This is a genomic window from Lysobacter sp. P5_B9, from assembly GCF_054049835.1.
On sequence record NZ_JBFULP010000002.1, the window covers coordinates 365768 to 389934 of the forward strand.

17 protein-coding genes are annotated in these 24167 nt (G+C 68.7%); 12 read left to right on the top strand and 5 right to left on the bottom strand.

Annotated elements, in window-relative coordinates; translation table 11 throughout:
• From ACXJJ9_RS06835 to ACXJJ9_RS06865, 7 genes are all read left to right on the top strand, one after another.
• Window positions 1-1011: a vWA domain-containing protein gene (locus ACXJJ9_RS06835; protein WP_457096600.1), complete on the top strand. Its 1011-nt coding sequence runs from the start codon at window positions 1-3 to the stop codon at window positions 1009-1011.
• Entirely contained in the window at window positions 1008-2810 is a 1803-nt protein-coding gene (locus ACXJJ9_RS06840; RefSeq protein WP_457096454.1) for a tetratricopeptide repeat protein, read from the top strand. Before ACXJJ9_RS06835 ends, ACXJJ9_RS06840 begins: the two co-directional genes overlap by 4 nt.
• Window positions 2807-4465, top strand: a complete 1659-nt coding sequence (locus ACXJJ9_RS06845) for a BatD family protein (protein ID WP_457096455.1) — start codon at window positions 2807-2809, stop codon at window positions 4463-4465. Before ACXJJ9_RS06840 ends, ACXJJ9_RS06845 begins: the two co-directional genes overlap by 4 nt.
• 68 nt (window positions 4466-4533) lie before the next feature.
• On the top strand, window positions 4534-5862 hold the full coding sequence (locus ACXJJ9_RS06850) for a dicarboxylate/amino acid:cation symporter (protein WP_457096456.1): 1329 nt from the start codon (window positions 4534-4536) through the stop codon (window positions 5860-5862).
• Window positions 5863-5981: 119 nt separating this feature from the next.
• Complete coding sequence (locus ACXJJ9_RS06855; protein ID WP_457096457.1) at window positions 5982-7301, top strand: dicarboxylate/amino acid:cation symporter; 1320 nt, start codon at window positions 5982-5984, stop codon at window positions 7299-7301.
• A 137-nt stretch (window positions 7302-7438) separates the two neighbouring features.
• The gene (gene tkt / locus ACXJJ9_RS06860) at window positions 7439-9445 is read left to right on the top strand and encodes a transketolase (RefSeq protein WP_457096458.1); all 2007 of its coding nucleotides are present in this window, start codon (window positions 7439-7441) and stop codon (window positions 9443-9445) included.
• A 153-nt stretch (window positions 9446-9598) separates the two neighbouring features.
• Window positions 9599-11653, top strand: coding sequence for an oxidoreductase (locus ACXJJ9_RS06865; RefSeq protein WP_457096459.1), 2055 nt, complete (start codon window positions 9599-9601; stop codon window positions 11651-11653).
• Window positions 11654-11722: 69 nt separating this feature from the next.
• Here the strand turns inward: ACXJJ9_RS06865 and ACXJJ9_RS06870 are convergent, their stop codons facing one another.
• The 5 genes from ACXJJ9_RS06870 to ACXJJ9_RS06890 are packed head-to-tail and all read right to left on the bottom strand — an operon-like array spanning window position 11723 to window position 16366.
• Window positions 11723-13660 carry an acetyl-CoA hydrolase/transferase C-terminal domain-containing protein gene (locus ACXJJ9_RS06870; RefSeq protein ID WP_457096460.1) on the bottom strand — a complete coding sequence of 646 codons (1938 nt, stop codon included), beginning with the start codon at window positions 13658-13660 and terminating at the stop codon, window positions 11723-11725.
• A gap of 45 nt (window positions 13661-13705) precedes the next feature.
• A complete protein-coding gene (locus tag ACXJJ9_RS06875; RefSeq protein ID WP_457096461.1) occupies window positions 13706-14125 on the bottom strand; it encodes a DUF6691 family protein in 420 nt (139 codons plus the stop codon).
• Window positions 14122-14547 (bottom strand): YeeE/YedE family protein, encoded by a 426-nt coding sequence (locus ACXJJ9_RS06880; RefSeq protein WP_457096462.1) that lies wholly within the window; start codon window positions 14545-14547, stop codon window positions 14122-14124. The genes ACXJJ9_RS06875 and ACXJJ9_RS06880 overlap by 4 nt, the downstream gene beginning before the upstream one ends.
• Window positions 14548-14555: 8 nt before the next feature.
• Window positions 14556-15440 carry an MBL fold metallo-hydrolase gene (locus tag ACXJJ9_RS06885; protein WP_457096463.1) on the bottom strand — a complete coding sequence of 295 codons (885 nt, stop codon included), beginning with the start codon at window positions 15438-15440 and terminating at the stop codon, window positions 14556-14558.
• Entirely contained in the window at window positions 15437-16366 is a 930-nt protein-coding gene (locus tag ACXJJ9_RS06890) for a S1/P1 nuclease (RefSeq protein ID WP_457096464.1), read from the bottom strand. The genes ACXJJ9_RS06885 and ACXJJ9_RS06890 overlap by 4 nt, the downstream gene beginning before the upstream one ends.
• Before the next feature lie 164 nt (window positions 16367-16530).
• Between ACXJJ9_RS06890 and gap the strand changes: the two genes are divergently transcribed.
• The 5 genes from gap to ACXJJ9_RS06915 all read left to right on the top strand — a co-directional run bounded on the left by gap (window position 16531) and on the right by ACXJJ9_RS06915 (window position 24157).
• Complete coding sequence (gene gap / locus ACXJJ9_RS06895; protein ID WP_457096465.1) at window positions 16531-17535, top strand: type I glyceraldehyde-3-phosphate dehydrogenase; 1005 nt, start codon at window positions 16531-16533, stop codon at window positions 17533-17535.
• Window positions 17536-17934: 399 nt separating this feature from the next.
• Window positions 17935-20703, top strand: coding sequence for a DUF2339 domain-containing protein (locus ACXJJ9_RS06900; protein ID WP_457096466.1), 2769 nt, complete (start codon window positions 17935-17937; stop codon window positions 20701-20703).
• On the top strand, window positions 20700-22127 hold the full coding sequence (locus tag ACXJJ9_RS06905; RefSeq protein WP_457096467.1) for a DUF3999 domain-containing protein: 1428 nt from the start codon (window positions 20700-20702) through the stop codon (window positions 22125-22127). The genes ACXJJ9_RS06900 and ACXJJ9_RS06905 overlap by 4 nt, the downstream gene beginning before the upstream one ends.
• Window positions 22128-22257: 130 nt before the next feature.
• Window positions 22258-23433 (top strand): phosphoglycerate kinase, encoded by a 1176-nt coding sequence (locus ACXJJ9_RS06910; RefSeq protein ID WP_457096468.1) that lies wholly within the window; start codon window positions 22258-22260, stop codon window positions 23431-23433.
• A gap of 85 nt (window positions 23434-23518) precedes the next feature.
• Window positions 23519-24157, top strand: a complete 639-nt coding sequence (locus tag ACXJJ9_RS06915) for an HAD hydrolase-like protein (protein ID WP_457096469.1) — start codon at window positions 23519-23521, stop codon at window positions 24155-24157.
• Window positions 24158-24167: the final 10 nt, after the last annotated feature.

The following is a 24167-nucleotide window of genomic DNA, read 5'->3' on the forward strand; positions in this document are numbered from 1 at the left end:
ATGCCATCGATGGCCTTCCTCGATGGGTTGCGGGATTGGTTTGCATGGCCATGGCTGCTGCTGGCGTTGCCATTGCCGCTGCTGGCCCGCTGGTTGTTGCCGGCATCGCGTACGACCGGTGCTGCCCTCAAGGTGCCTTACGGCGCGCGCCTCGACGCGATCGCGCAGCTTGGCGGGCACGCCCTGCGCGGCAGCGGTATGAACCCACTGATTGCGCTCGCGTGGATCCTGTTGTGCATCGCCGCCGCGCGCCCGCAGCAGTTCGGCGAAGCGGTGCAGCCACCGCAGGTTGGCCGCGACCTGATGCTTGCCCTCGACCTTTCCGGCAGCATGAGCGAACCCGACATGGAGCTCGGCGGTCGTCCCGTCGATCGCCTTACCGCCGCAAAGGCGGTGCTTGCCGACTTCCTCGACCGTCGTGCCGGCGACCGGGTCGGTCTGCTGGTGTTCGGTCGCCGCGCCTATGCGTTGACGCCGCTCACGCTCGACCGCGATTCGGTACGGGAGCAGCTCGACGACAGCGTGGTCGGGCTGGCGGGGCAGGAAACCGCCATCGGCGACGCCATCGGCCTGGCCGTGAAACGGCTGCGCACGCAACCGGCGGAACAGCGCGTGCTGATCATGCTGACGGATGGCGTCAACACCGCCGGGGTGCTCGATCCACGCAAGGCTGCCGAACTGGCGCGGAGCGAGCACGTGCGCGTGCACGCCGTTGCGTTCGGCGGCGAAGGCTCGCTGTCGGTGTTCGGATTCAAGCTGCCGCTGCCCGGTGCCGGCGACGAGATCGACGAAGCGACCCTGCGCATGGTGGCCAAGCAGACCGGCGGTCGTTTCTTCCGTGCGCGCGACACCGCTGAATTGGCCGGCATCTACGCGGAGATCGACCGCCTGGAGCCGATCCGGCGCCCCGGCAAGGCCGTGCGACCGAAGCTGGAGCGCTATGCGTGGCCGCTGTCGGCGGCACTCGCGTGCGCCCTGCTTGCGTTTGCGTGGCCGCGGAGGCGCGCATGAACTACGCCGCGCTGCTGCAGGATCTGGGTGCGCTGCACTTCCTGCGCCCGGGGTGGCTGGGTGCGTTGCTGCTCCTGCCCCTGCTCGCGTGGTGGTGGAAAAAGCGCCAGCGGCAGCAGAGTGCCTGGCGTGGACTGGTCGACCCACACCTGCTGCCGCATCTGCTCGATGTACGTGGCGATCGCCGCAGCCGCCATGGCATCTGGTTGGCGGCGGCCGGCTATCTGCTGGCGATACTCGCGCTGGCGGGGCCGAGTTGGCGCCAGTCCACGCAACCGCTGTGGCAGAGCCGCACTCCCGTGGTCGTCGCGCTGGACCTGTCGAGCGCGTCGCTCGCTGCCGACATGCCGCCGTCCCGGCTGGCGCAGGCGCGCGCCAAGCTCGCTACCCTGCTGCGCGAACGCACCTGCGGGCCGATCGCGCTCGTCGCCTTTGCAGGCGACGCCTTTACCGTGGCGCCGCTGACAGACGATGCCGCGAATGTCGCCCTGTTCCTCGATGAATTGCAGCCCGACGTGATGCCACGCGACGGGCAACGCCCGGGCGATGCGATCGCATGGTCCGCGCAACTGCTGCAGCGGGCCGGGGCCACGCGCGGCGACATCGTCGTGCTGACCGATCACGCCGATGCGGCGGCGATTGCCGCAGCGACCGACGCCGCAGGCATGGGCTATCGCGTGTCCGCCCTGGGGCTGGGCAGCGAGGCCGGCGCCGCTTACCGGCGTAGCGCCGGTGAGATCGCGAATGCGCGGCTGGACGCGGCTTCGTTGCGCAGGCTCGCGGCAAGCGGCAATGGCCGCTACGTGGCGCTTGCCGGCGACGATGCCGACCTGCGCGCGCTGGGCCTGCTCGATCCGGGCCTGCGCGAGCTGGGCCGGACCGACGCGGCCGGCAGGGGCACGGCCGGACTGGCGTGGCGCGACGAGGGCTACTGGCTGCTGCCGCCGTTGATGCTGGTGGCGCTGCTGGCGTTCCGTCGTCGCGGCGGCGGCGCCTTGGCGGTGCTCGTGCTGTCCTTCGCACTGCCACTGGGCAAGGCGCAGGCGACGGATCTGTGGCGGCGCCCCGACCAAGCCGAATACGCGCGGATGCAGCGCGGCAACCAGGCGTATCGCAGCGGCGATTACCCATCCGCCGCCAGGCAATACCAGGGCATCGACACCGCCACCGCGCACTACAACCGCGGCAATGCATTGGCGAAGGCGGGGCAGTATCCGCAGGCGATCGAGGCCTATGACCGGGCACTGCGAGAGCAGCCCGGCATGGCCGACGCCATCGCCAACCGGCGCGCGGTGGAAGCCGCGATGAAGCGCCAGCAGCAATCCGGATCGCAGCAGGGCCAGCAGCAGTCGCAGGGCGGGCAGGGGCAAGGCCAATCCAACCAGCCCTCGTCCGCACAGCCGGATGCCGCCTCGAAGGCGGGTTCGCAGGCGCAGCAGCAATCGTCGCCACGACAGCAGCAAGGCACGCCGCAACAGGACAAGCCGGAGCAGGCACAGGACAAGCAGGAGCACGCGCAACCTTCCGCCGCTTCGCCGCAGGATGCGCAGGCCCAGCAGCAGGCCGACCGGGCCCAGCGCGAGCGCATGCAACGCGCGCTGCAGCAGGCGCGCGGACACGATGGCAAGCAGGCATCGCAGGCGCAGGCCCGCGCCGAGGAAACCCCGGAACAACGCGAGCGCCGGCTCGCCAACGAAGCCTGGCTCAAGCGCGTACCGGACGATCCGGGCGGGCTGCTGCGGGCGAAATTCCGTCTCGAATACGAACGCCGGGTGGCGCAGGGCAGGGCCACACCATGAAGCCGATGTCATCACACGCGCAGCGCGCGCTTGCCTTCCTGCTGCTCATGCTGGTGGCGCTGCCGGCTTTCGCGCAGACGCGCGCATGGCTCGATCGCGATCGCATCGGCGCCAATGAAACCGTCACCCTCAACATCCAGAGCGACGGCATGGCGCGCCCGGACTACGACCCGTTGCTGCGCGACTTCAACATCAGCGGACGCAGCAGCCGTACCGGAATGGACAACACCGGCGTGCACAGCCTGTTTGCCGTCGCCCTGCAGCCGCGCCGCGCCGGCCGGATCGTGATTCCGTCGCTCAATGTCGGTGGCGCGCGCACCCAGCCGCTCACCCTGCAGGTCGAGGCCGTCGCCGCACCGGTACCTACGCACGCGGGCGATGACGTCTTCATCGAAAGCCAGCCCGACGCCACCAGTCCCTACGTGCAGCAGGCAGTGGGCTGGGTCGTGCGCCTGTATTCGGCGGCGCCGCTGCTTTCGGGCCAGCTCGACCAGGCCGAACCGGACGGGGCCTCGCTGCAGCAGGTGGGCGAGGACGCGCGCTATTCGCGCGAAGTCGCCGGCCGCCGCTACGAAGTCATCGAGCGCCGCTACCAGCTCATTCCCGAACGCAGCGGGGAACTGCGCATTCCCGGCGCCGTGTTCGAAGGTCGTGGCACCGGCGGCTTCTTCGATGAGCTGTTTGGCGATCGCGGCGGCGCGCTCAATGCGCAGGCGCCCGTCCGCGTCCTGCAGGTACAGCCCATACCCGCCAATGCCCCCCAGCCATGGTTGCCGTTGCGCGACCTGCAGTTGCGCTACGCGACCTCGCCCCGCGACCTGCGCGCAGGCAGTGCCGGTGCCCTCGTCATCGAGGCCGTCGCCGACGGCGTCACCGCGGCGCAGATGCCGGAGCTGCAGCTACCGCCGATCGACGGCGTGCAGGTGTTCGCCGATCCGGTGCAGGCCGACGAGACATTCCGCGATGGCCGCCCGCGCGTGAAGCTCACCCGCCGCTTCTCGCTGGTGCCCTCGCAGGCAGGCGCGGCCCGCCTGTCGGGCCTGCGCATCGACTGGTGGGACGTGGGCGCGGGCGCGAGGCGCACAGCCGCGTTGCCGCCGCTGTCGTGGACGGTGGCCGCGGCCGATGGCACGCCGGCGCCCGCCACGGTGGCGAATGCGACCGGGGCGACCGCGGCAACCGAGGCGACCCCGGCGCCGACGGGCATCCGGGGCGCAGATCGCGGCTGGGTTCTGGCCACGCTGCTGTTCGCGGCGCTGTGGCTGTTCACCCTGGTCTGGGGGCTGCATGAGCGCGCGCAACACGCGCCGCATTCGCGTGCCCGCGCGCCGGGCGATGCGCCATCGTCCCCACTACCACCACGCACCTCGACCGAACTCAAACGTGCCCTGGAAACCGGCAGTCTCGGCGACGTCGCCGACGTCCTCCAGGCCATGGCTGCGCCGCCCGCGCGCGACATCGACGAACTGCTCGCCCGACTGGACGACCCCCGGCAGCGCGATGCGCTCGATGCCCTGCAACGCGCGCGCTGGGGCAACGGGGACGGCGTGAGCGCCCGCCAGGTGCTGAAAAGTGCCTTCGTCCACGGGCCGCGCTGGCGTGATGCACTCAAGCCGGCCCCAGCGCTGCTGCCCCCGCTGTATCCGGAAGGGTGACGTCGACAAAAGCTGAACAGGGGGCCTTGCTGTACTCTCGCGGCTGTTTTGCCCATGAGAACCAGCGAATGAGCCACATCAGTCTGCCCGCAGCCACGTCCAAGGGCCTCCCGCTGCACGTCAAGGTGCTGATCGGTTTCGTGCTCGGTGCGGTGCTGGGATTGGTCGCTCACGCCTCGGGCGCCGATACGCCCTTCATCAAAGGCGTCATCGAATACGTGACGCGTCCCGCCGGGCAGATCTTCCTCAACCTGCTCTTCATGCTGGTGTTGCCGCTGATGTTTTCCGCGCTGGTGCTGGGCGTCGCCGAACTGGGCGACATCGCCAGCCTCGGCCGCCTCGGCTGGCGCACGCTGACCTACACCGCTGCCGTGACCGGCGCGGCCGTGGCGATCGGCCTGCTGATGGTCAACCTGATCCAGCCCGGCCTGCACATGGATCCGGCGCTGGTGCAGAAGGCGATGAGCAGCAATGCCGGCAAGGTCGGCGACATCGTCGCCAGCGGCCAGCAGCTCAAGGTGCTCGACCTGCTGGTCAACATCGTCCCGCACAACGTGCTCGCGGCCGGCGTGGACGACAAGCAGAGGCTGGGCATCGTGTTCTTCGCACTGATGATCGGCATCGGCCTGGTGCTGACGCCGTCGCCGGCGACGCAGGCGTTCAAGCACGCGCTGCAGGGCCTGTTCGAGATCAGCATGCGCCTGATCGGCTTGTTCATCCGCCTCGCGCCGTATGCAGTGGCTTGCTTCATGTTCGGTCTGTGCGCGCAGCTGGGCTGGGACGTGCTCGCGGGCCTGGCGTACTTCGTGGTCACGGTGGTGCTGGCATTGGCCATCCACATGTTCGTGGTGCTGCCGCTGTGGGTGAAGTTCATGGGCGGCATGTCGCCACGCACGTTCTTCCGCGGCAGCCAGGAAGCCGTGCTGACCGCATTCGCCACCGCGTCGTCCACCGCCACCCTGCCGGTGACCCTGCGCGTGGCCGAGGAAAACCTGCGCCTGCCGCGCAAAGTCAGCCGCTTCGTGCTGACCGTCGGCGCCTCGGCCAACCACCACGGCACCGCGCTGTTCGAAGGCGTGACCGTGCTGTTCCTGGCGCAGGTGTTCGGCCTGCACCTGCCGTTGGCCGAGCAGCTGATGGTGCTGGGGCTGTGCATCCTCGGCGGCATCGGTACCGCCGGCATCCCGTCCGGTTCGCTGCCGGTGATCGCGATGATCTGCGGCATCATCGGCCTCAACCCGGCGGGGATCGGCATCATCCTGGGCGTCAACAGCTTCCTCGACATGTGCCGGACCTCGCTCAATGTCACCGGCGACCTGGCGACTGCGGTCGTCGTCTCGGCACGCAGCGGCGAAGTGGCCGAAGCCGAGTTGCCGGCGACCGAAACCGCGGCCTGAGCATTCCCGCCCCGCGGCAGCGGGGCTGTTGTCCCGGGCGCCGCCCGCGCGGTCCGTTGTTGACCGTTCCCGAAGCGCAGGCTTGGTAAGCTCCGGCATCCGCCGCCGGAGCAGGGACCATGGGCGAAACCAGCCGCTCCGCTTCACGGAAGCTGCCGTTGCACTGGAAGATGCTGATCGGCTTCCTCGTCGGCCTGGTCGCGGGGCTGGTCGTGCACTACACCGTTGGCGGCGATGCCGGCTGGGTGAAACTGCTCACCACGTATGTCACCCAGCCTGCCGCGACGATCTTCCTGCGCCTGATCTTCATGCTGGTGATCCCGCTGCTGTTCGCAGCGCTGGTCATCGGCGTGGCGGAGATGGGCGACATACGTGCGTTCGGGCGCGTCGGCTGGCGCACGCTGGCCTACACGGTCGTGATGTCGGCGCTCGCCGTCGTCCTGGGCCTGGTGCTGGTCAACCTGTTCAAGCCAGGCGCCGGCGTCGACGAGGCGCAGGCGTTGAAGCTGCTCAGCGACAACGCCGAGCGCGCGCGCAGCATCGTCAGCAGCGCGGGCGAGCAGCCCAAGGGCATCGACATGCTGGTGTCGATCGTCCCGGACAACATCGTCGCCGCCGCGTCGAGCAACAACACCATCCTGTCGGTGATGTTCTTCGCGCTGATGCTCGGCATCGGCCTGGTGATCATCCGCAACGAGGCGACCGAGACGCTAAAGCGCGGCATCCAGGGGCTGTTCGACGTATCGATGGTGCTGATCGGCATGGTGATCAGGCTCGCGCCCTACGCGGTGGCGTGCCTGATGTTCAACATGACCGTGGTGTTCGGCTGGGACCTGCTGGGCAAGCTCGCCGAATACGTGCTCGTGGTCGTGCTGGCGCTCGCCCTGCACCTGTTCGTGACCTATTCGATCGCACTGAAGCTGATCGGCGGCTGGTCGCCGCTGAAGTTCTTCCGCGGCGCGCAGGAAGCGATGCTGCTCGCATTCTCCACCGCCTCGAGCAACGCGACCCTGCCGACCTCGCTGCGCATCGCCGACGAACTCGGCCTGCCCAAGCGCATCTCGCGCTTCGTGCTCACCGTCGGCGCCACCGCCAACCAGAACGGCACCGCGCTGTTCGAGGGCGTCACCGTGATCTTCCTCGCCCAGTTCTTCGGCGTGGACCTGTCGCTGACCCAGCAGGTGACGGTGATGTTCGTCTGCATCCTCGGCGGCATCGGCACCGCCGGCGTCCCGTCCGGCTCGCTGCCGGTGGTGGCGCTGATCTGCGCGATGGTCGGCGTGAAGCCCGAGGGCATCGGCCTGATCCTGGGCGTCAACCACTTCCTCGACATGTGCCGGACGACGCTGAACGTGACCGGCGACCTCGCCATCGCGGCGATGGTGTCGCGCGGGGAGAGCGACGTCCCGGCCGCGGAAGCGCGCGTCGAGGCCGCATAGCGGGACTTCGACCCGCGCAAGGCCCCGAACGCCCGTCCGGGCCGGGAGCGCCCCGCCGCCGTGTGGGACAATGCGCCTCCCGACGGCCCACGGACGACCGGCCGCCGCACCCTTTCCGCCTCGATCCCCGACCGCCCATGACGACGCCTGCCTCCGAAAAGCCTGGCCGCCGCGACCTCGCCAACGCCATCCGTTTTCTCGCCATCGACGCGGTCCAGGCCGCCAACTCCGGCCATCCGGGCATGCCCATGGGCATGGCCGACATCGCCGATGTGCTGTGGAACGACTACCTGCGCCACAGCCCGGACAACCCGACGTGGTTCAACCGCGACCGCTTCCTGCTTTCCAACGGCCACGGCTCGATGCTGCAGTACGCGCTGTTGCACCTGGCCGGCTATGACCTGTCGATCGACGACCTGAAGAAGTTCCGCCAGCTCGAGTCGAAGACCCCGGGCCATCCGGAGAACTTCATGACCTCGGGCGTGGAAACCACCACCGGTCCGCTCGGCCAGGGCTTCGCCAATGCGGTCGGCATGGCGCTCGCGGAGAAGCTGCTGGCGCAGCGCTTCAACCAGCCCGAGTTCGAGATCGTCGACCACCACACGTATGTGTTCATGGGCGACGGTTGCCTGATGGAAGGCATCTCGCACGAGGCCGCTTCGCTGGCCGGCACTTGGGGCCTGCACAAGCTGATCGCGTTCTGGGACGACAACAAGATCTCGATCGACGGCAACACCGACGGCTGGTTCACCGACAACACGCCGGCACGCTTCGAGGCCTACGGCTGGAACGTCGTGCGCGGCGTCAACGGCCATGATCCCGTCGAGATCAAGACCGCGATCGAGACCGCGCTTAAGTCCAGCGACAAGCCGACCCTGGTCTGCTGCCGCACCACGATTGGTTTTGGCTCGCCCGGCAAGGCCGGCAAAGAATCCAGCCACGGCGCGCCGCTGGGCAAGGACGAAGTCGCCGCCACGCGCGAAGCGTTGAACTGGCCGCACGCCGCGTTCGATATCCCACGGGAGATCGGTGAGGCGTGGCGCGCCAACCGCGCCGGCCTGGTACGCGAGGAGCAGTGGAACACCCTGTTCGAAAAGTACGCGAACCGGTATCCGCAGCTTGCCGACGAGTTGATGCGACGCAACCGCAACGAGCTGCCGGAAGGATTCATCGCCGCCGCCGACGCCTACATCGCCAAGCTGCAGGCCGAGGGCCCGGTCGTCGCCTCGCGCAAGGCCTCGCAGATGGCGATCGAAGCTTTCGCGCCGCTGCTGCCGGAACTGATCGGCGGGTCCGCCGACCTCGCGCATTCCAACCTCACCCTGTGGAAGGGCAGCAAGTCGGTCGCCACCGACGACCCGAACGCCAACTACATCTACTACGGCGTGCGCGAATTCGCGATGACCGCGATCAGCAACGGCCTCGGCCTGCACGAGTGCTTCATCCCGTACGACGCGACCTTCCTGGTCTTCAGCGATTACGCACGCAACGCCGTGCGCATGAGCGCGCTGATGGGCGCGCACGCGATCCACGTCTACACGCATGACTCGATCGGCCTGGGCGAGGACGGCCCGACCCACCAGCCGATCGAACACCTCGCCTCGCTGCGCTACATCCCCGGCAACGACGTGTGGCGTCCGTGCGACGCGGTCGAATCCGCGGTGTGCTGGAAGAAGGCGATCGAGCGCTACAACGGCCCCAGCTGCCTGGTCTTCTCGCGCCAGAACCTGCCGCACCAGCCGCGCACCGCGCAGCAGGTCGCAGACATCGAACGCGGTGGCTACGTGCTGAGGGATTCGGTCGGCGCGCCGGAAATCATCCTGATCGCGACGGGCTCGGAAGTCGGTCTCGCCATGCAGGCCGCCGAGCAACTCGGCGACAAGGCCCGCGTGGTGTCGATGCCGTCCACCGACGTGTTCGAGCGCCAGGACGCGCAGTATCGCGAAAGCGTGCTGCCCAAGGCCTGCCGCAAGCGCATCGCCATCGAAGCCGGCGTCACCGGTTTCTGGCGCCAGTACGTCGGACTGGACGGCGCCGTCGTCGGCATCGACAGCTACGGCGCCAGCGCCCCGATCGAACAGCTGCTGCCGCACTTCGGCTTCACCGTGGAGAAGGTGGTCGAGGCGGCGCAGTCGCTGGGCTGAGCCTGCCCATGCGGTCATGAAAACGGCGCCCGACGGCGCCGTTTTTGTTTGCGGCCAACGCCTGGTGCGGGAGGCCGGAATGCGGCGCGTCCCCCTTGTGGCCCCGGGTTTTTCCCGGCACCCTGCGCGATCCATACGCAAGCGTACGCGTGCATGACCGTCCCCGCGCCACATCCCCGCTTCCCCCATCTGTTCGCACCGCTCGACCTCGGCTTCTGCACGCTGCCCAACCGCGTGTTGATGGGCTCGATGCATACCGGGCTGGAGGACAAGGCGCGCGACTTCCCCAGGCTCGCCGCGTATTTCGCCGAGCGCGCGGCAGGCGGTGTCGGGCTGATGGTCACCGGCGGCTTCTCGCCGAACATCGAAGGCTGGCTCAAGCCGTTCGGCGGCACGCTGCGCTGGCCGTGGGACGTGGGCAAGCATCGCCAGGTCACGCGCGCGGTGCACGCGCACGGCGGTCGCATCTGCCTGCAGATCCTGCATGCCGGCCGCTATGGCTACCAGCCGCTGCAGGTGGCGCCGTCGAAGCTGAAGGCGCCGATCAATCCGTTCACCCCGCGCGCGCTGTCGACCGGCGGCATCGAGCGCCAGATCAGGGCCTTCGTGCGCACCGCGAAGCTCGCACGCGACGGCGGCTACGACGGCGTCGAGGTGATGGGTTCGGAAGGCTACCTGCTCAACCAGTTCACCGTGCCGCGCACCAACAAGCGCAACGACGCGTGGGGCGGCGATACGGCCAGGCGCATGCGTTTCGCGGTGGAGATCGTGCGCCGCATCCGCGAGGCGTGCGGGCCGGACTTCATCATCATCTACCGCCTGTCGATGCTCGACCTGGTCGACGACGGCGGTGCCTGGGACGACGTGGTCGCGCAGGCCAGGGCGGTGGAAGCTGCCGGCGCGACGATCATCAACACCGGCATCGGCTGGCACGAGGCGCGCATTCCCACCATCGCCACCTCGGTGCCGCGTGGCGCATTCACCGGCATCACCGCGCGCCTGAAGCCGCACGTAAGCCTGCCGCTGGTCACCACCAACCGCATCAACATGCCGGATGTCGCCGAGCGCATCCTCGCCGCCGGCGAAGCCGACATGGTGTCGATGGCGCGGCCGCTGCTGGCCGATCCGCAGTGGGTGGACAAGGCGCGCGCGCGGCGCGTCGACGAGATCAACACCTGCATCGCCTGCAACCAGGCCTGCCTGGACCATGTCTTCCAGAACAGGACCGCGAGCTGCCTGGTCAATCCGCGTGCATGTGCGGAAACCGAGCTCGTGTATGCACCAACCACGTCGCCGAAGAAAATCGCCGTGGTCGGCGCCGGCCCGGCCGGGCTGGCCGCGGCCACCGTCGCGGCCGAGCGCGGCCATCGCGTCACCCTGTTCGATGCCGCCGGCGAAATCGGCGGCCAGTTCAACCTTGCCAAGCGGATTCCCGGCAAGGAGGAGTTCTTCGAGACGCTGCGCTACTTCCGCCGCAAGCTCGAGCTGGCGAAGGTCGAGGTCCGCCTCAACACGCGCGCCGATGCGACCACGCTGGCGACCTCCTTCGACGAGGTGGTGCTGGCCAGCGGCATCCGCCCGCGTGCGGTCAATTTCCCCGGTTCGACGCATCCCAAGGTGCTCAGTTACATCGACGTGCTGACCGGCCGTGTCGTGCCCGGTGCGAAGGTGGCGATCGTGGGCGCGGGCGGCATCGGCTTCGACGTGGCCGAGTTCCTCGTGCACGAGAGGCGCGCCCTGGATGCGGGCATGCCCGCGCTGGACGCGCAACGCTGGCGCGCCGAATGGGGCGTGGACATCGCCTACGAGGGCAACCGCGGCGGTCTGCGCGAGGCCGCCCCCGAGCCGCCGGCGCGTGCGGTGTGGCTGCTGCAACGCAGTCCAGGCAAGCCGGGCGCGAAACTCGGCAAGACCACCGGCTGGATACATCGCGCCACGCTCAAGGCCAAGCAGGTGCGGATGCTGGGCGGGGTGGAATACGTCGGTATCGACGACGAGGGTTTCCACATCCGCGTGGATGGCGCGCAGCAGACGCTGGCGGTCGACCACGTTGTGATCTGTGCGGGACAGGAGCCCTACAAGCCGCTCGCCGAAGACCTGCGCGCCGCGGGCGTGCCCGTGCATGTCATCGGTGGTGCCGACGTCGCCGTCGAACTCGATGCCAAGCGTGCGATCGACCAGGGTAGCCGCGTCGCGGCGGCGCTCTAGTCCGGCAACTGGGCGCCGTTATTCATTGCCGCGTCGCTTGAGGCTTTTTCGCGGCCCGTGCGGCGACGGCTACCGGCCCGAAGTCTCGCGCAGCGCCAGGGCCAGCAAGCGGGCTTCCAGCCTTTCCGCGACTCCGCGTGGCGCCAGCAGTCCCATGCGTTGCAGCGATTCACGGTCCTGTGCCGCCGCCGAAACCGAGGCCCGCAATACCGTGCGCAGCTTGCCGCCGCGCGAGGCGGTAGCCGCCTTGAGCCAGCCCAATGCCTTGACCAGTCGTTGCTCGACCGGAGTGAAGTCGCTGCCCAGCGGGTAGTCGGGCAGGGCGCCGTTGCGGCGGAACGCGGACAGCGATTCGCGCAGCTCCTCCGGAGTATTGCGATGGGCGCGAGAAGGCAGCGCCGCATCGCGCCGCAACTTGCCGTTGGCGACCGCGGTGGCCTGGAGTTCGTGCTGGAAGCGGGTGTCCGTGATGGCGAGCATGGCCGCGATGCAGTCCTCGTCGCTGCGCCCGCGCACGTCGGCGATGCCGTACTCGCTGATGTAGACATCGCGCAGGTGGCGCGGGATGGTGGTGTGGCCGTAGTTCCACACGATGTTGGAGCGGGTGCGTCCGCCGGCATCGCGGGTCGCGCGCAGCAGCAGTACCGAGCGCGCATCGGGCAGGGCATGGGCCATGGCGACGAAGTTGTACTGGCCGCCGACGCCCGAAACCACACTGCCATCAGACAGCGCATCGGACACGGCGGCGCCGAGCGCCGTCGCCATCATGCAGGTGTTGAAGAAGCGCGCATCGCGTCGCTGCAGGCGTTCCAGGGCTTCGTTGCCGCCGTAGAGTTCGTTGACCGCGCTCACGCGCTTCATGCCAAGGGCGCGGCGCTCGTCGGCGGGCAGGTCGCGCAACCATTGGTAGAAGTCCGGCGAACCCAGGTAGAACGCGCCGTGCAGGTACTCGCCTTCGCGTAGCAGGCGCGCATGGTCGTCGGCGGTCGCGCAGCCGTCGGCCAGGCGCTGCATCAGGCCGGTGTCGTCGACCACCCTGCGCTTGATGACGCCGGTTTCGACGAGGCGGCGGAAGCCTTCGTTGATCATTTCGCTGCAGCCGTACAGGCCCTGCGCGAACGGCGACAGCGCGGCGTCCTCCGCCGCGGGAGAGCCCAGCGCACGCAGCACCGCGCGGTATGCGTCGTTGTCCGTATGGCGCAGCGCCAGCGCATGGCACAGGGCATCGGCCAATGCACCGATGCCGATCTGCAGCGTGCCGCCGTCGCGCACCAGGGTGCTGGCGTGGAAGCCGATGGCGTAGTCGGCGTCGTTCACCGGCTGGCGCGGAAGTCCGAACAGCCGCGGATACGGGCCAGGCGGCACGACGACGATGTCGAAGAAGCCGGGCTCCACCGCGGCATCGCCACCGAGCCAGGGCAATTCCGGATCGACTTCCGCCACCAGCACGGGTCGTGGCAGGCCGCGCGCGACGATGGCATCGATCGCATCGAAGGTCAGGTCGGTGTTGCAGGAGAGCGACAGGTGCATGCCGTCGGCCGAGCGTGCCACCTTCTGCACGATCGCGTTTACGCCGCGGTCCCCGAGTGCGCGCGCGACGTGGGTGTAGTTGAGGCTGGCGTAGCGTTGTTGCGCCTGCTTCGAGTGCAGCAACGCGCCCGACTGCAGGTAGAACTCCTCGACTTCGATGTGCGCTGGCAGCGCGTCGCGCTTGAGTGCCTGCACGTAGGCCAGGCGCGGAAAGTCATCGCCGAAGTGGCGTTGCACGAAGGGTTTCAGGAAGCGCGCTTCCAGGCCCTTGCCGCCACCAGGCGGATCCAGCGACAGCGCGGTGTAGAGATGCAGCGGACGCGAGGCGTCGGCTTCGATGCGGGCATACAGCGCGTTGAGCAGCCGGTGCGGCTTGCCCAGGCCGAGCGGTGCGCCGACATGCAACGGGCCATCGATGCGCGACAGCAGCAGGTCGACGGCCGCGTCGACCGAGTCCAGATGCGCGGGTTGGCTCATGCGCGAAGTATGACTCCGGCCGGGTCCCGTGCGCCGGAAGTTTCGTTATCGGTTGGCGGGCGCGGGTAGCAGGCGTGCCAGTCGTGATCCCGCCAGCAGCGCGATGACGAAGACGATGGCTTCGGCCGCGTGCGTGAGATTGGCGAGCGCGGGCCCCGGGCAGTAGCCCGCGATGCCCCAGCCGATCCCGAACATTGCGCTGCCCACCAGCAGGCGCGCATCGAGTCGGGAGGAGGGCGATGCAGGCAGCGCTTCGTTCGCCAGCGTGCGTCCGCGCCTGCGCAGCCATGCGAAGCCCGGCACCGAAACCGCCAGCGCGCCGCCCATGACCAGGGCCAGGGAAGGATCCCATTGACCCGCCGGATCGAGGAAGTTGAGCACCTTGTCCGGATTGGTCATGCCGGACACGGCAAGCCCCAGGCCGAACAGCAGTCCCGCGGCCACGGCGAAGGCGATGCGCTTCATGCAATGCCTCCGATGACATGCCGCAGCACGTACACGGTGAGTGCGCCGAAGCCCATGAAAACAAGCACGGCGACGAGCGATCGCCGGGATAGCCGGGAGAGTCCGCAGATGCCGTGACCGCTGGTGCAGCCGCTGCCCAGCCGGGTACCGAAGCCCACCAGCAATCCCGCGGCGATCAGCCACGGCAATGGAAAGCCGGTGCGTGGCGCGACGCCGCTGGCGGCGAGCCAGAGCCCCCCAGCGAGGACCAGGCCGAGCAGGAATCCGATCCGCCAGCCGCGTTCCGATTCCTGTTCGACCGCCGCGGTGACGATGCCGCTGATGCCGGCGATGCGGCCGAGCGTGGCATACAGCAGGGTCGCGGCGAGTCCGATCAGTGCGCCGCCGATCAACGCGGAAACAGGCGTGAACGCGGTCGGCATGGCGGCGATCAGAACTGGTCCAGCGGCATCCGCAGGTAACGGATGCCGTTGACCGAAGGGCTCGGCAGCACGCCTGCGCGCAGGTTGACCTGCAAGGCCGGGATGATCAGTGCGGGCGTGGCGAGCGTGGCATCGCGCGCTTCGCGCAGCGCGACGAATTCGGCCTCGCTGACGCCTTCGCGCACGTGGGTATTGCTGCGCTTCTGCTCGCCGATCGTGGTTTCGCAGGCGACGGGACGTCCGCCGGGGCCGTAGTCGTGGCAGACGAAGATGCGCGTCGAATCCGGCAGCTGGTACAGGCGTTCGATCGAGCGATACAGCATCGCGGCGTCGCCGCCGGGGAAATCGCAGCGCGCGGTGCCGGCGTCGGGCATGAACAGCGAGTCGCCGGTGAACAAGGCATCGCCGATCAGGTAGGCCAGGCTGTCGCGGGTATGGCCGGGTACCGGGATCGCGCTGGCGCGCACCGCACCGAGGGTGAACTCGTCGTCGTCACTGAACAGGCAGTCGAAATGTCCGGCCGCCGTTTCCGGGTTCAACTCGAACAGGGGGGCGAACGTGCGCTGCACCTCGCGGATGCCCTGGCCGATGGCGACCATCGCGTCGGGCAGTTGCGCGGCGAGCCATTGCGCCGCGGTGAGGTGGTCGGCGTGGGCATGGGTCTCGAGCAGCCAGCGCACCTGGAACCCGTGCTCGTTGACGCAGTCGAGCAGCTTCTGCGCCGAGACGTGCGTGATATGCGCGGACTTGGCATCGAAATCCAGCACCGGATCGATGATCGCCGCCTGCCGGCTGGCGGCGTCCGCGACGACGTAGCTCCACGTGCCGGTATCGGCATGGTGGAACGGGAATACCTGTACAGCCGCCTGCACTGTCGTCGCGGTCGTGTTCATTGCTGCGGAGCCAGGGCTTCGTTGAGCACCGTCGCCAGGCGCCAGGCGGCGATGCGGATGCGCTGTTCGGCCAGCGCACGGTGCTTTTCGGAATAGCTGCGGTCGAGCTTGTGCACTTCCTGGCCATTCTGCACCGGATAGACCTGGCGCAATTCGGTGAGGCGGCAGGATTCTCCGGCCCACGAGGCCGGCGTCAGTGCGTTCCGGTCCATGGTCGGCGGCCACGGCTCGTGGTCGAGGCGGTCGGCGTATTGCGCGAGGTCGAGACCGCGTTCGGCGAGCACGTAGTAATCCCACACCGAATGCAGGTTGGTGCCCATGACGCCGCCGACATAGCGGTCGCGGGCATAGGCCTCGGGCTCGAGGTCGGTACGCAGGCTGATCTGGTACTTGTTGCCGCCCTGGTCGTTGCGCGCATTCGCGTGCAGCGGCTGGTGCACGTCGCCGACCAGGTGGACGACGAACTTGAGCGCATCGCGGCGCGCTGCAAGGGGTTGCCTGCGGTCGGCGAGGATCGCGCGCTGCGCGTCGATCGCGGCGATCACGCATTGACCGTCCTTGCAGTCGCGCTCGGGCGCATAGCGGCAGCTGTCGCTCGACAGGTTGACGTAGTGCCAGCGCGAGGTCTGCTTGAAGCGTTCCGGGTCGCTGTCGCGCAGGGTGTCCGCCCAGGTTGCGACACCGGCGAGGGTGGGATCCGGTTCGCCGGCCAGCAGGCGGGCGACTTCGGCCCGGGCCGCGGGGGTGAGATGGCGCTGCGCCAGTTCGCCCACGAGCTTGTGGCCCAGCGCGCTCCACGCGATGACCGGGCCGGCCACCAGCAGGGCCAGCAGGGCAAGTGCGGCCACGGCACGGCGCCAGCGGCGGGGGCGGAAATGGGAGGGGCGGAGGGCGCCGTGCAGGCGCGTCGGGGGGGTTGGGCTCATGGACGCCACTTTACCGGAGCCGCATGGCGGCCCCGGTCGCCGTTCGGGCCGCGTTGGCCCGCTCCGGGAGGGGGCAGGGCAGGCCGGGAAGCGCCTGCTAAAATGACGGGCTCTCTATCCCGCCCGCGCCCCCGCAGGCCCGCTCTCCCAGGAGGTCTTCCGCAATGACGATCAAGGTTGGCATCAATGGCTTCGGCCGCATCGGACGCAACGTCCTGCGTTCCGCCGTGCAGAACTTCGGCAACGACATCGAGATCGTCGCCATCAACGATCTGCTGGAACCGGACTACCTGGCCTACATGCTGAGCTACGACTCCGTGCACGGCCGCTTCAAGGGCGACGTGAAGGTCGAAGGCAACACCCTCATCGTCAACGGCAAGAAGATCCGCCTGACCCAGGAACGCGATCCGGCCAACCTCAAGTGGGACGAGGTCGGCGCCGACGTCGTCATCGAGTCCACCGGCCTGTTCCTCGACAAGGCCACCGCGCAGAAGCACCTCGATGCCGGCGCGAAGAAGGTCGTGCTGTCGGCGCCGTCGAAGGACGACACGCCGATGTTCGTCTACGGCGTGAACCACGCCAAGTACAACGGCGAGGCGATCATCTCCAACGCTTCGTGCACCACCAACTGCCTGGCGCCGATCGCCAAGGTCATCAACGACAAGTGGGGCATCAAGCGCGGCCTGATGACCACCGTGCACGCGGCCACCGCGACGCAGAAGACCGTCGACGGCCCGAGCAACAAGGACTGGCGCGGCGGTCGCGGCATCCTCGAGAACATCATTCCGTCGAGCACCGGCGCGGCCAAGGCCGTCGGCGTGGTGATCCCGGAACTCAACAAGAAGCTCACCGGCATGGCGTTCCGCGTGCCGACCTCGGACGTGTCGGTGGTCGACCTCACCGTCGAACTGGAAAAGCCGGCGACCTATGCCGAGATCTGCGCGGAAATGAAGGCACAGTCGGAAGGCGCGCTGAAGGGCGTCCTCGGCTACACCGAGGACAAGGTCGTCGCCACCGACTTCCGCGGCGACGTGCGCACCTCCATCTTCGATGCCGAAGCCGGCATCGCGCTCGATGGCACCTTCGTCAAGCTGGTGAGCTGGTACGACAACGAGTGGGGCTACTCGAACAAGTGCCTCGAAATGGTCAAGGTCGTAGCCGCCAAGTAAGCGACGGTCGTTGCCAGCTCACAAAAAGCCCCGCCTCGCGCGGGGTTTTTTGTTTTTCGCTTTTGCTCGTCATCCCGGCGAACGCCGGGATCCAGTTTTTGATTTTGCTGTTCGCATTGAAGGCAAGGGCAGCAGCTGGATCCCGGCGTTCGCCGGGATGACGAGCCAAGGCCAAGCAACGACCAAGGCGAAGCAACGACCAAGGCGAAGCAACGACCAAGGCGAAGCAACGACCAAGGCGAAGCAACGACCAAGGCGAAGCAACGACCAAGGCGAAGCAACGACCAAGGCGAAGCAACGACCAAGGCGAAGCAACGACCAAGGCGAAGCAACGACCAAGGCGAAGCAGCCCTCAGCGCCGTGGTGTAACGTTCCCGCCAGCGAAAACGGGGGACAGCGATGGAAGGATGGATCGTGCTGTTGGTGCTTGCGTTGCTGGCGGTGCCGGTGCTGCTGATCGCGGCGCTGGTGATGATCGGCGGGCTCAAGCGACGCGTGAGCCAGCTCGAAGGCGACGTCGCGCAGTTGCGCATGGCGCGCACCGCCGAAGCCACGACCGCCAGGGAGCCGACGCTGGCCGACTGGATGCGCGAGCAGGGGGCCAAGGCACCAGGCGTGGAGACGCCGACGCCGACACCGGCGCCGCCCCCGCCGTCACCCATGCCGCCAGCGCCCGTGCAACCAGCGCCCGAGCCGGCGACAGCGGCGCGATCGACGCCGCCACCGCTTCCGGATACCCCGCCTCCGACAACGCCCACACCCCCATTGCCGCGCGTGCCGTCACCGCGTCCGCAGCTGCCTTCGCGTCCCGATCCGCTGACCTTGGCGGCACGAGCTATCCGCCACTGGTTCACCGAAGGCAACGTGCCGGTGAAGGTCGGCGTGCTGGTGCTGTTCGCCGGCGTGGCCGCGCTGCTCAAGTACGCCAGCGACCAGGGCTGGATGACGTTCCCGGTCGAGTTGCGCCTGGCCGGCATCGCCGTGGCTGCGCTGGCGGGGCTGGTGTTCGGCTGGCGCCAGCGCGAGGAGAAGCGTGGCTTCGCGCTGAGCCTGCAGGGCGGCGCGATAGGCGTGCTGCTGCTGGTGGTGTTCGCGGCCTTCAAGCTCTATCACCTGATTCCAGCGAGTGGCGCGTTTGCGCTGAGCGTGGCGATCGTCGCCGGCGCCGGTGTGCTTGCCGTGGTGCAGAACGCGCTGGCACTGGCGTTGCTGGCGGTGCTCGCCGGTTTCCTGGCGCCGATCTGGCTGTCCACGGGCGGCGGCAACCACGTTGCCTTGTTCGGTTATTACGCCGTGCTCAACGCGGCGATCTTCGCGATCGCGTGGTGGCGGCCGTGGCGTGCGCTCAACGTGCTGGGTTTCGTCTTCACCTTCGGCATCGGGACGATGTGGGGCCTGGGGGACTACGCGCCGGAGAAGTTCGCGACCACCGAACCCTTCCTGCTGCTGTTTTTCGCCTTCTACCTGTTGATCCCGATCCTGTATGCGCGACGCCGCGCGGCGGGCAGGCGTGACCTGGTCGACGGTTGCCTGGTGTTCGGCACGCCCCTGGTCGCGTTCTCGTTGCAGGCAGGCCTGCTGCATGGCGACGGCTGGGAGGACGTGCGCATGCCGCTGGCGTACTGCGCGCTGGGGCTGGGCGCGTTGTATGCCGTGCTGGCGTGGCTGTTGCAGAAGCGAGAGCACTTCGCGGCATTGGCGACGTCGTACGCCGTGCTTGCCGTGGGCTTCGCGACACTGGCGGTGCCGCTGGCATTGTCGGCGCACGCCACCGCCAGCGTGTTCGCGCTGGAAGGCGCGGCGCTGATCTGGCTGGGGCTGCGCCAGGGCCGGCGCCTGCCGCAGCTGTCGGGCCTGCTGTTGCAGTTGCTCGCCGCGGGCAGTTTCGCGATCGGCGTGGGCAACGCCGTGCCAACGCCGGAAGCGGTGTTGAACGCGCGCTTCATGGGAGCGCTGCTGATTGCGCTGGCCGGTTTCTTCAGCGCATGGAGCTACCGGCGCAGCGAGTGGATGCCGCAACCCGCGTTGCCTTACTACCTGTGGGGCCTCGCCTGGTGGGGCGGCAATGGGTTCACCGAGATCGGGCGCCATGTCGTCCACGACGTGCAACCGGATGCGGCGTTGATGTTCGCGATCGCGAGTGGCTGGATCGCCGCGGAATTCCATCGCCGTGGACCCGCGCGCGCGTTGGCCTGGACCGCGGCCCTGGCGCTGGCCTCGGCCTTCCCGCTGGCCATGGTCCAGGACGCACTCCATGCGCATCCCTTCCGTGGCTTCGGTCTCGCGGCGTGGGCGGTGTATGCGGTCGCCGGCTGGCGCAGCCTGTGCTGCCTGCGCGATGCGATCGACAGCAGTCACGACGAAGCCGGCAACGCTGCCGCCGCGGGCTTCGCCCACTTCGCCTGGCTGTGGTCGTGGCCGCTGGCGATCGGATTGTCGCTGGAGCAATTCGCCAGCGATGCACGTCTGGGCGAAGGCTGGCAGATCGCGGCATTCGGCCTGCCATGGCTGGCGATGACGGCGCTGTTGCAATGGCGCGAAGGCGTGGCAGCCGCGCCGTTCGGCGAACGCTTCCAGCGCTGGGGTGCTCTGGTGCAGGCGTCGTTCGTGGCCGCGCTCGTGTTGGCGGCGTCGTTTGCACTGTTCGCCGCGGGCGACAGCCAGCCCCTGCAGTGGATTCCGCTGCTCAATCCGCTCGACCTGGTGCAACTGGCCGTGCTCGGGCTGGCGCTGAAGTGGCTGGGTTCGGGCGCCGCGCCCCACGACCTCGAAGCCCGGCGCATTCCGATCATCGCCGCGGCGGCCTTCACCCTGATCACGGTGATCACGCTGCGCGCGACCCATCATTGGGGCGGCGTGCCGTGGAACGACAGCATGTTCTCCACGAGCCTGGTGCAGACCAGCCTGACCATCGTGTGGAGCGTGCTGGGCGTGCTGGGCTGGATCATCGGGTCCCGCCGCGGCCAGCGCGGCCTATGGCTGGCCGGTGCGGTGTTGATGGCGGTGGTGCTGGCCAAGCTGGTGCTCGTCGATCGCGGCCACCTCGGCAACCTGCTCGGCATTGCCTCGTTCATGGCCTACGGCCTGCTGTGCACGGCGGTGGGCTACTTCGCACCCGCGCCGCCGCGCACGCTGCAGTCCGGTCATCCGGCGGAGGAATTCCAATGAAGCGTTTCGCTAGCCTGGTCCTGCTCGTTCCGCTGGCCGTGCTCGCCGCGCCACGCGAGGAATACGCGCAGCAATGGCCGCTGATGCTGGGGCGCGACGGTGCCGGCGCCTATCGGGTCACGCTCGACGAAAGCGTATATCGGCAGCTGCGCGATCCCGCGTTGGCCGATGCCGTCGTCCTCGACCGCAATGGCGTCGCCGTGCCGACCGATGTGTTCGCACCCGAAGCGCCGTTGGCGAAATCCGCGCCGCGGGTGGCGGTGCCGTGGTTCGCCCTGCCGGCCACGCCAGCGGGCAGCGCCGCGCAGGGTTGGGAACTGGTGAGCCAGGCAGATGCCGATGGCCGCCTGCGCCGTGTCGAGGTGCGCACCAGCGATGCCGTCGCCGCGGCCTTGCCGCGCAATGCACTGCTGGTGGACCTGAGTCGCGTGCACGAGGCGTTGTCGGCGCTCGAACTGCAATGGCAGCCGCTGGAGTCGCTCGACCTCGGCTACCGCGTCGAAGCCAGCGACGATCTGGAGCACTGGCAGGTGCTGGCCACGCGCGGACGCATGGTCGACCTGCAACGCGAAGACCGTCGCCTGCTGCATCGGCGCATCGAGTTGTACGGATTGCTGCCGCAGTACCAGAAGGCGCGTTACCTGCGCCTTACCCCGGATCGCAACGACCAGACCGTCGCCATCACCGGCGTCTTCGCCGAACTGGCGGCACGCACGGCCACGGTGCCGGAGTGGATCGAGCTCGCGGGACGCAGCGTCGAGATCCGTGGCAGCAGCACGAACACCGCCTTCGAGTTCGACATCGATGGGCGCTTCCCCGTGCAGCAGGCGGATGTCGTGCTGCCCGGCAACCATGCCGTCGAATGGACGCTGGAAAGCCGCGACAGCGACGATGCCGACTGGCGCCACCGCGCCGGGCCATGGGTCGCGTTCCAGGTCGGATCGGGCGGGGCGAGCGATGCGGATGCCCAATCGCCCGCGCGCGAATTGGGCGGCATCGTGCGTGACCGTCATTGGCGATTGCGCGCCAGTGCACCGGTCACCGGCGAACCCCTCCTGCGGCTGGGCTACCGACCCGAAGTCGCGGTCTTTATTGCGCAGGGCGACGCACCCTATGCGCTCGCTGCCGGCAGCACGCACGCGCGCCGCGCCGAATCACCGCTGCCCCAGCTGGTGGCGGAAATGCGCCGGCAACGGGGCCAGGAGTGGCAACCGGCGCCGGCGTATCTCGGCACGGCGCAGGTCCTCGCCGGTGATGCCGCGGTGAGCGCGGTCCGTGACTGGAAGTCGTGGCTGCTGTGGGGCGTGCTCGGCCTGGGCGCGCTGGTGGTCGCCGGCTTCGCGATCACGCTGTTGCGGATGTCCAGGCCGCTGGAGTCGCCGCGCGAAGCGCCCGCCCCCGCCGGGGACGCCGAATCCCGCTAAGTCTTTCCGATGCCGCAGATGCGGCCGGCCGGCGCGATTCCATCGAATCGGAACGGCCGCGGTTTGAAACCGCGGCCGCGCGGACCGACAATGTGCGCCCTTTTTTGCTGCTGCTCCGGCCAGGAACCCCATGTCCATCGTCCGCATGACCGACCTCGACCTCGCCGGCAAGCGCGTGCTGATTCGCCAGGATCTGAACGTGCCCGTCGCTGCGGGCAAGGTCACCTCCGACCAGCGCCTGACCGCGTCGATCCCGACCCTGAAGCTCGCGCTGGAGAAGGGCGCGGCGGTAATGGTGATGTCGCATCTGGGCCGGCCGAAGGAAGGCGTGTGGACCCAGGAGGATTCGCTGGCGCCGGTCGCCGCGCGCCTGGGCGAATTGCTGGGCCGCGACGTGCCGCTGGTGAAGGACTGGGTCGACGGTGTCGACGTGGCGCCGGGCCAGCTGGTGCTGCTCGAGAACTGCCGCATGAATCCCGGTGAGGGCAAGGACGACGAGGCCCTGTCTAAGCAGTACGCCGCGCTGTGCGATGTGTTCGTCATGGACGCCTTCGGCACCGCGCACCGCGCGCAGGCCTCGACCCACGGCGTCATCCGGTTCGCGAAGGTCGCCGCTGGCGGGCCGCTGCTGATGGCCGAACTCGATGCGCTGGCCAAGGTGCTCGAACATCCGGCGCGCCCGCTGCTCGCGATCGTCGCGGGCTCCAAGGTCAGCACCAAGCTCGAACTGTTGTCGTCGCTGGTCGGCAAGGTCGACCAGCTGATCGTCGGCGGCGGCATCGCCAATACCTTCATTGCCGCGATGGGCCATGGCGTCGGCAAGTCGCTGGTCGAGATGGACCTGCTCGATACGGCGAAGCAGATCATGGCCGACGCCAGGGCACGCGGCGCCGACATCCCGGTGCCCAGCGATGTCGTGGTCGCGCCCGCGTTCGCCGCGGATGCGCCGGCGACGATCAAGGCCGTCGATGCGGTCGGCGCCGAGGACATGATCCTCGACATCGGCCCCGACACCGCGGCGCGCTACGCGCAGATGATCAAGGACGCCGGCACGGTGGTGTGGAACGGTCCGGTCGGCGTGTTCGAGTTCGACGCATTCGGCAAGGGCACCGAAACCCTGGCACGCGCGATCGCCGCGTCGAAGGCGTTCTCGATCGCCGGCGGCGGCGACACCCTGGCCGCGGTCGACAAGTACGGAATTGAAGACGATGTCTCCTACATCTCCACCGGTGGCGGCGCGTTCCTGGAATTCCTGGAAGGCAAGGAACTGCCGGCGGTGGCGGCGTTGAAGGCGGCCCGCGGTTAAGAAAACGCGGCGGAAACGTTTATGCCGCGCCCGCGGCCGAGGGTGCTCGGCCACGGGCTGTGCATTGCTCGTTCACAGGTAGCGCATGGCGACAATCTTCTTCGACATGGACGGCACGCTGATCGACTCCGCGGTCGGCATCACCCGCTGCGTGGCGCATGCGCTCACACAGATGGGGCTGGAAGTGCCGCCGGAATCCGAGCTGCGGCGCTGGATCGGCCCGTCGCTGCGCACCAGCTTCGCGCCGTTGCTGCGCGACGACGGGAAGGTGGAGCAGGCGGTGCTGCATTACCGCGACCGCTTCGAGACGCACGGCTGGGCCGAGCATGAGGTCTACGACGGCATCGCCGACACGATAGAAATGCTGCATGCCGCCGGCCACCGTCTCGCGGTGGTCACGGCGAAGAACGAGCCGCACGCACGCAAGATCGCCGCGCACCTGCCGTTCGGCCACCGCTTCGTCGACGTCATCGGCGCGACGATCGACGGCAGCCGCAGCGACAAGCCGGAGCTGATCGCCGAAGCGCTGCACCGCCTCGAGGTCTCGGCGGACGAGTGCTGGATGATCGGCGACCGCCGCATGGATATCGAAGGTGCGCTGCACCATGGCATGCGCAACGTCGGCGTGCTCTGGGGATTCGGCGGCGCGGACGAGCTGCGCGGCGCCGGTGCGCAGCGGCTGGTGTCGCGTCCGGACGAGTTGCCGGGGCTGCTCGCGGCTTGACTTCGTATTC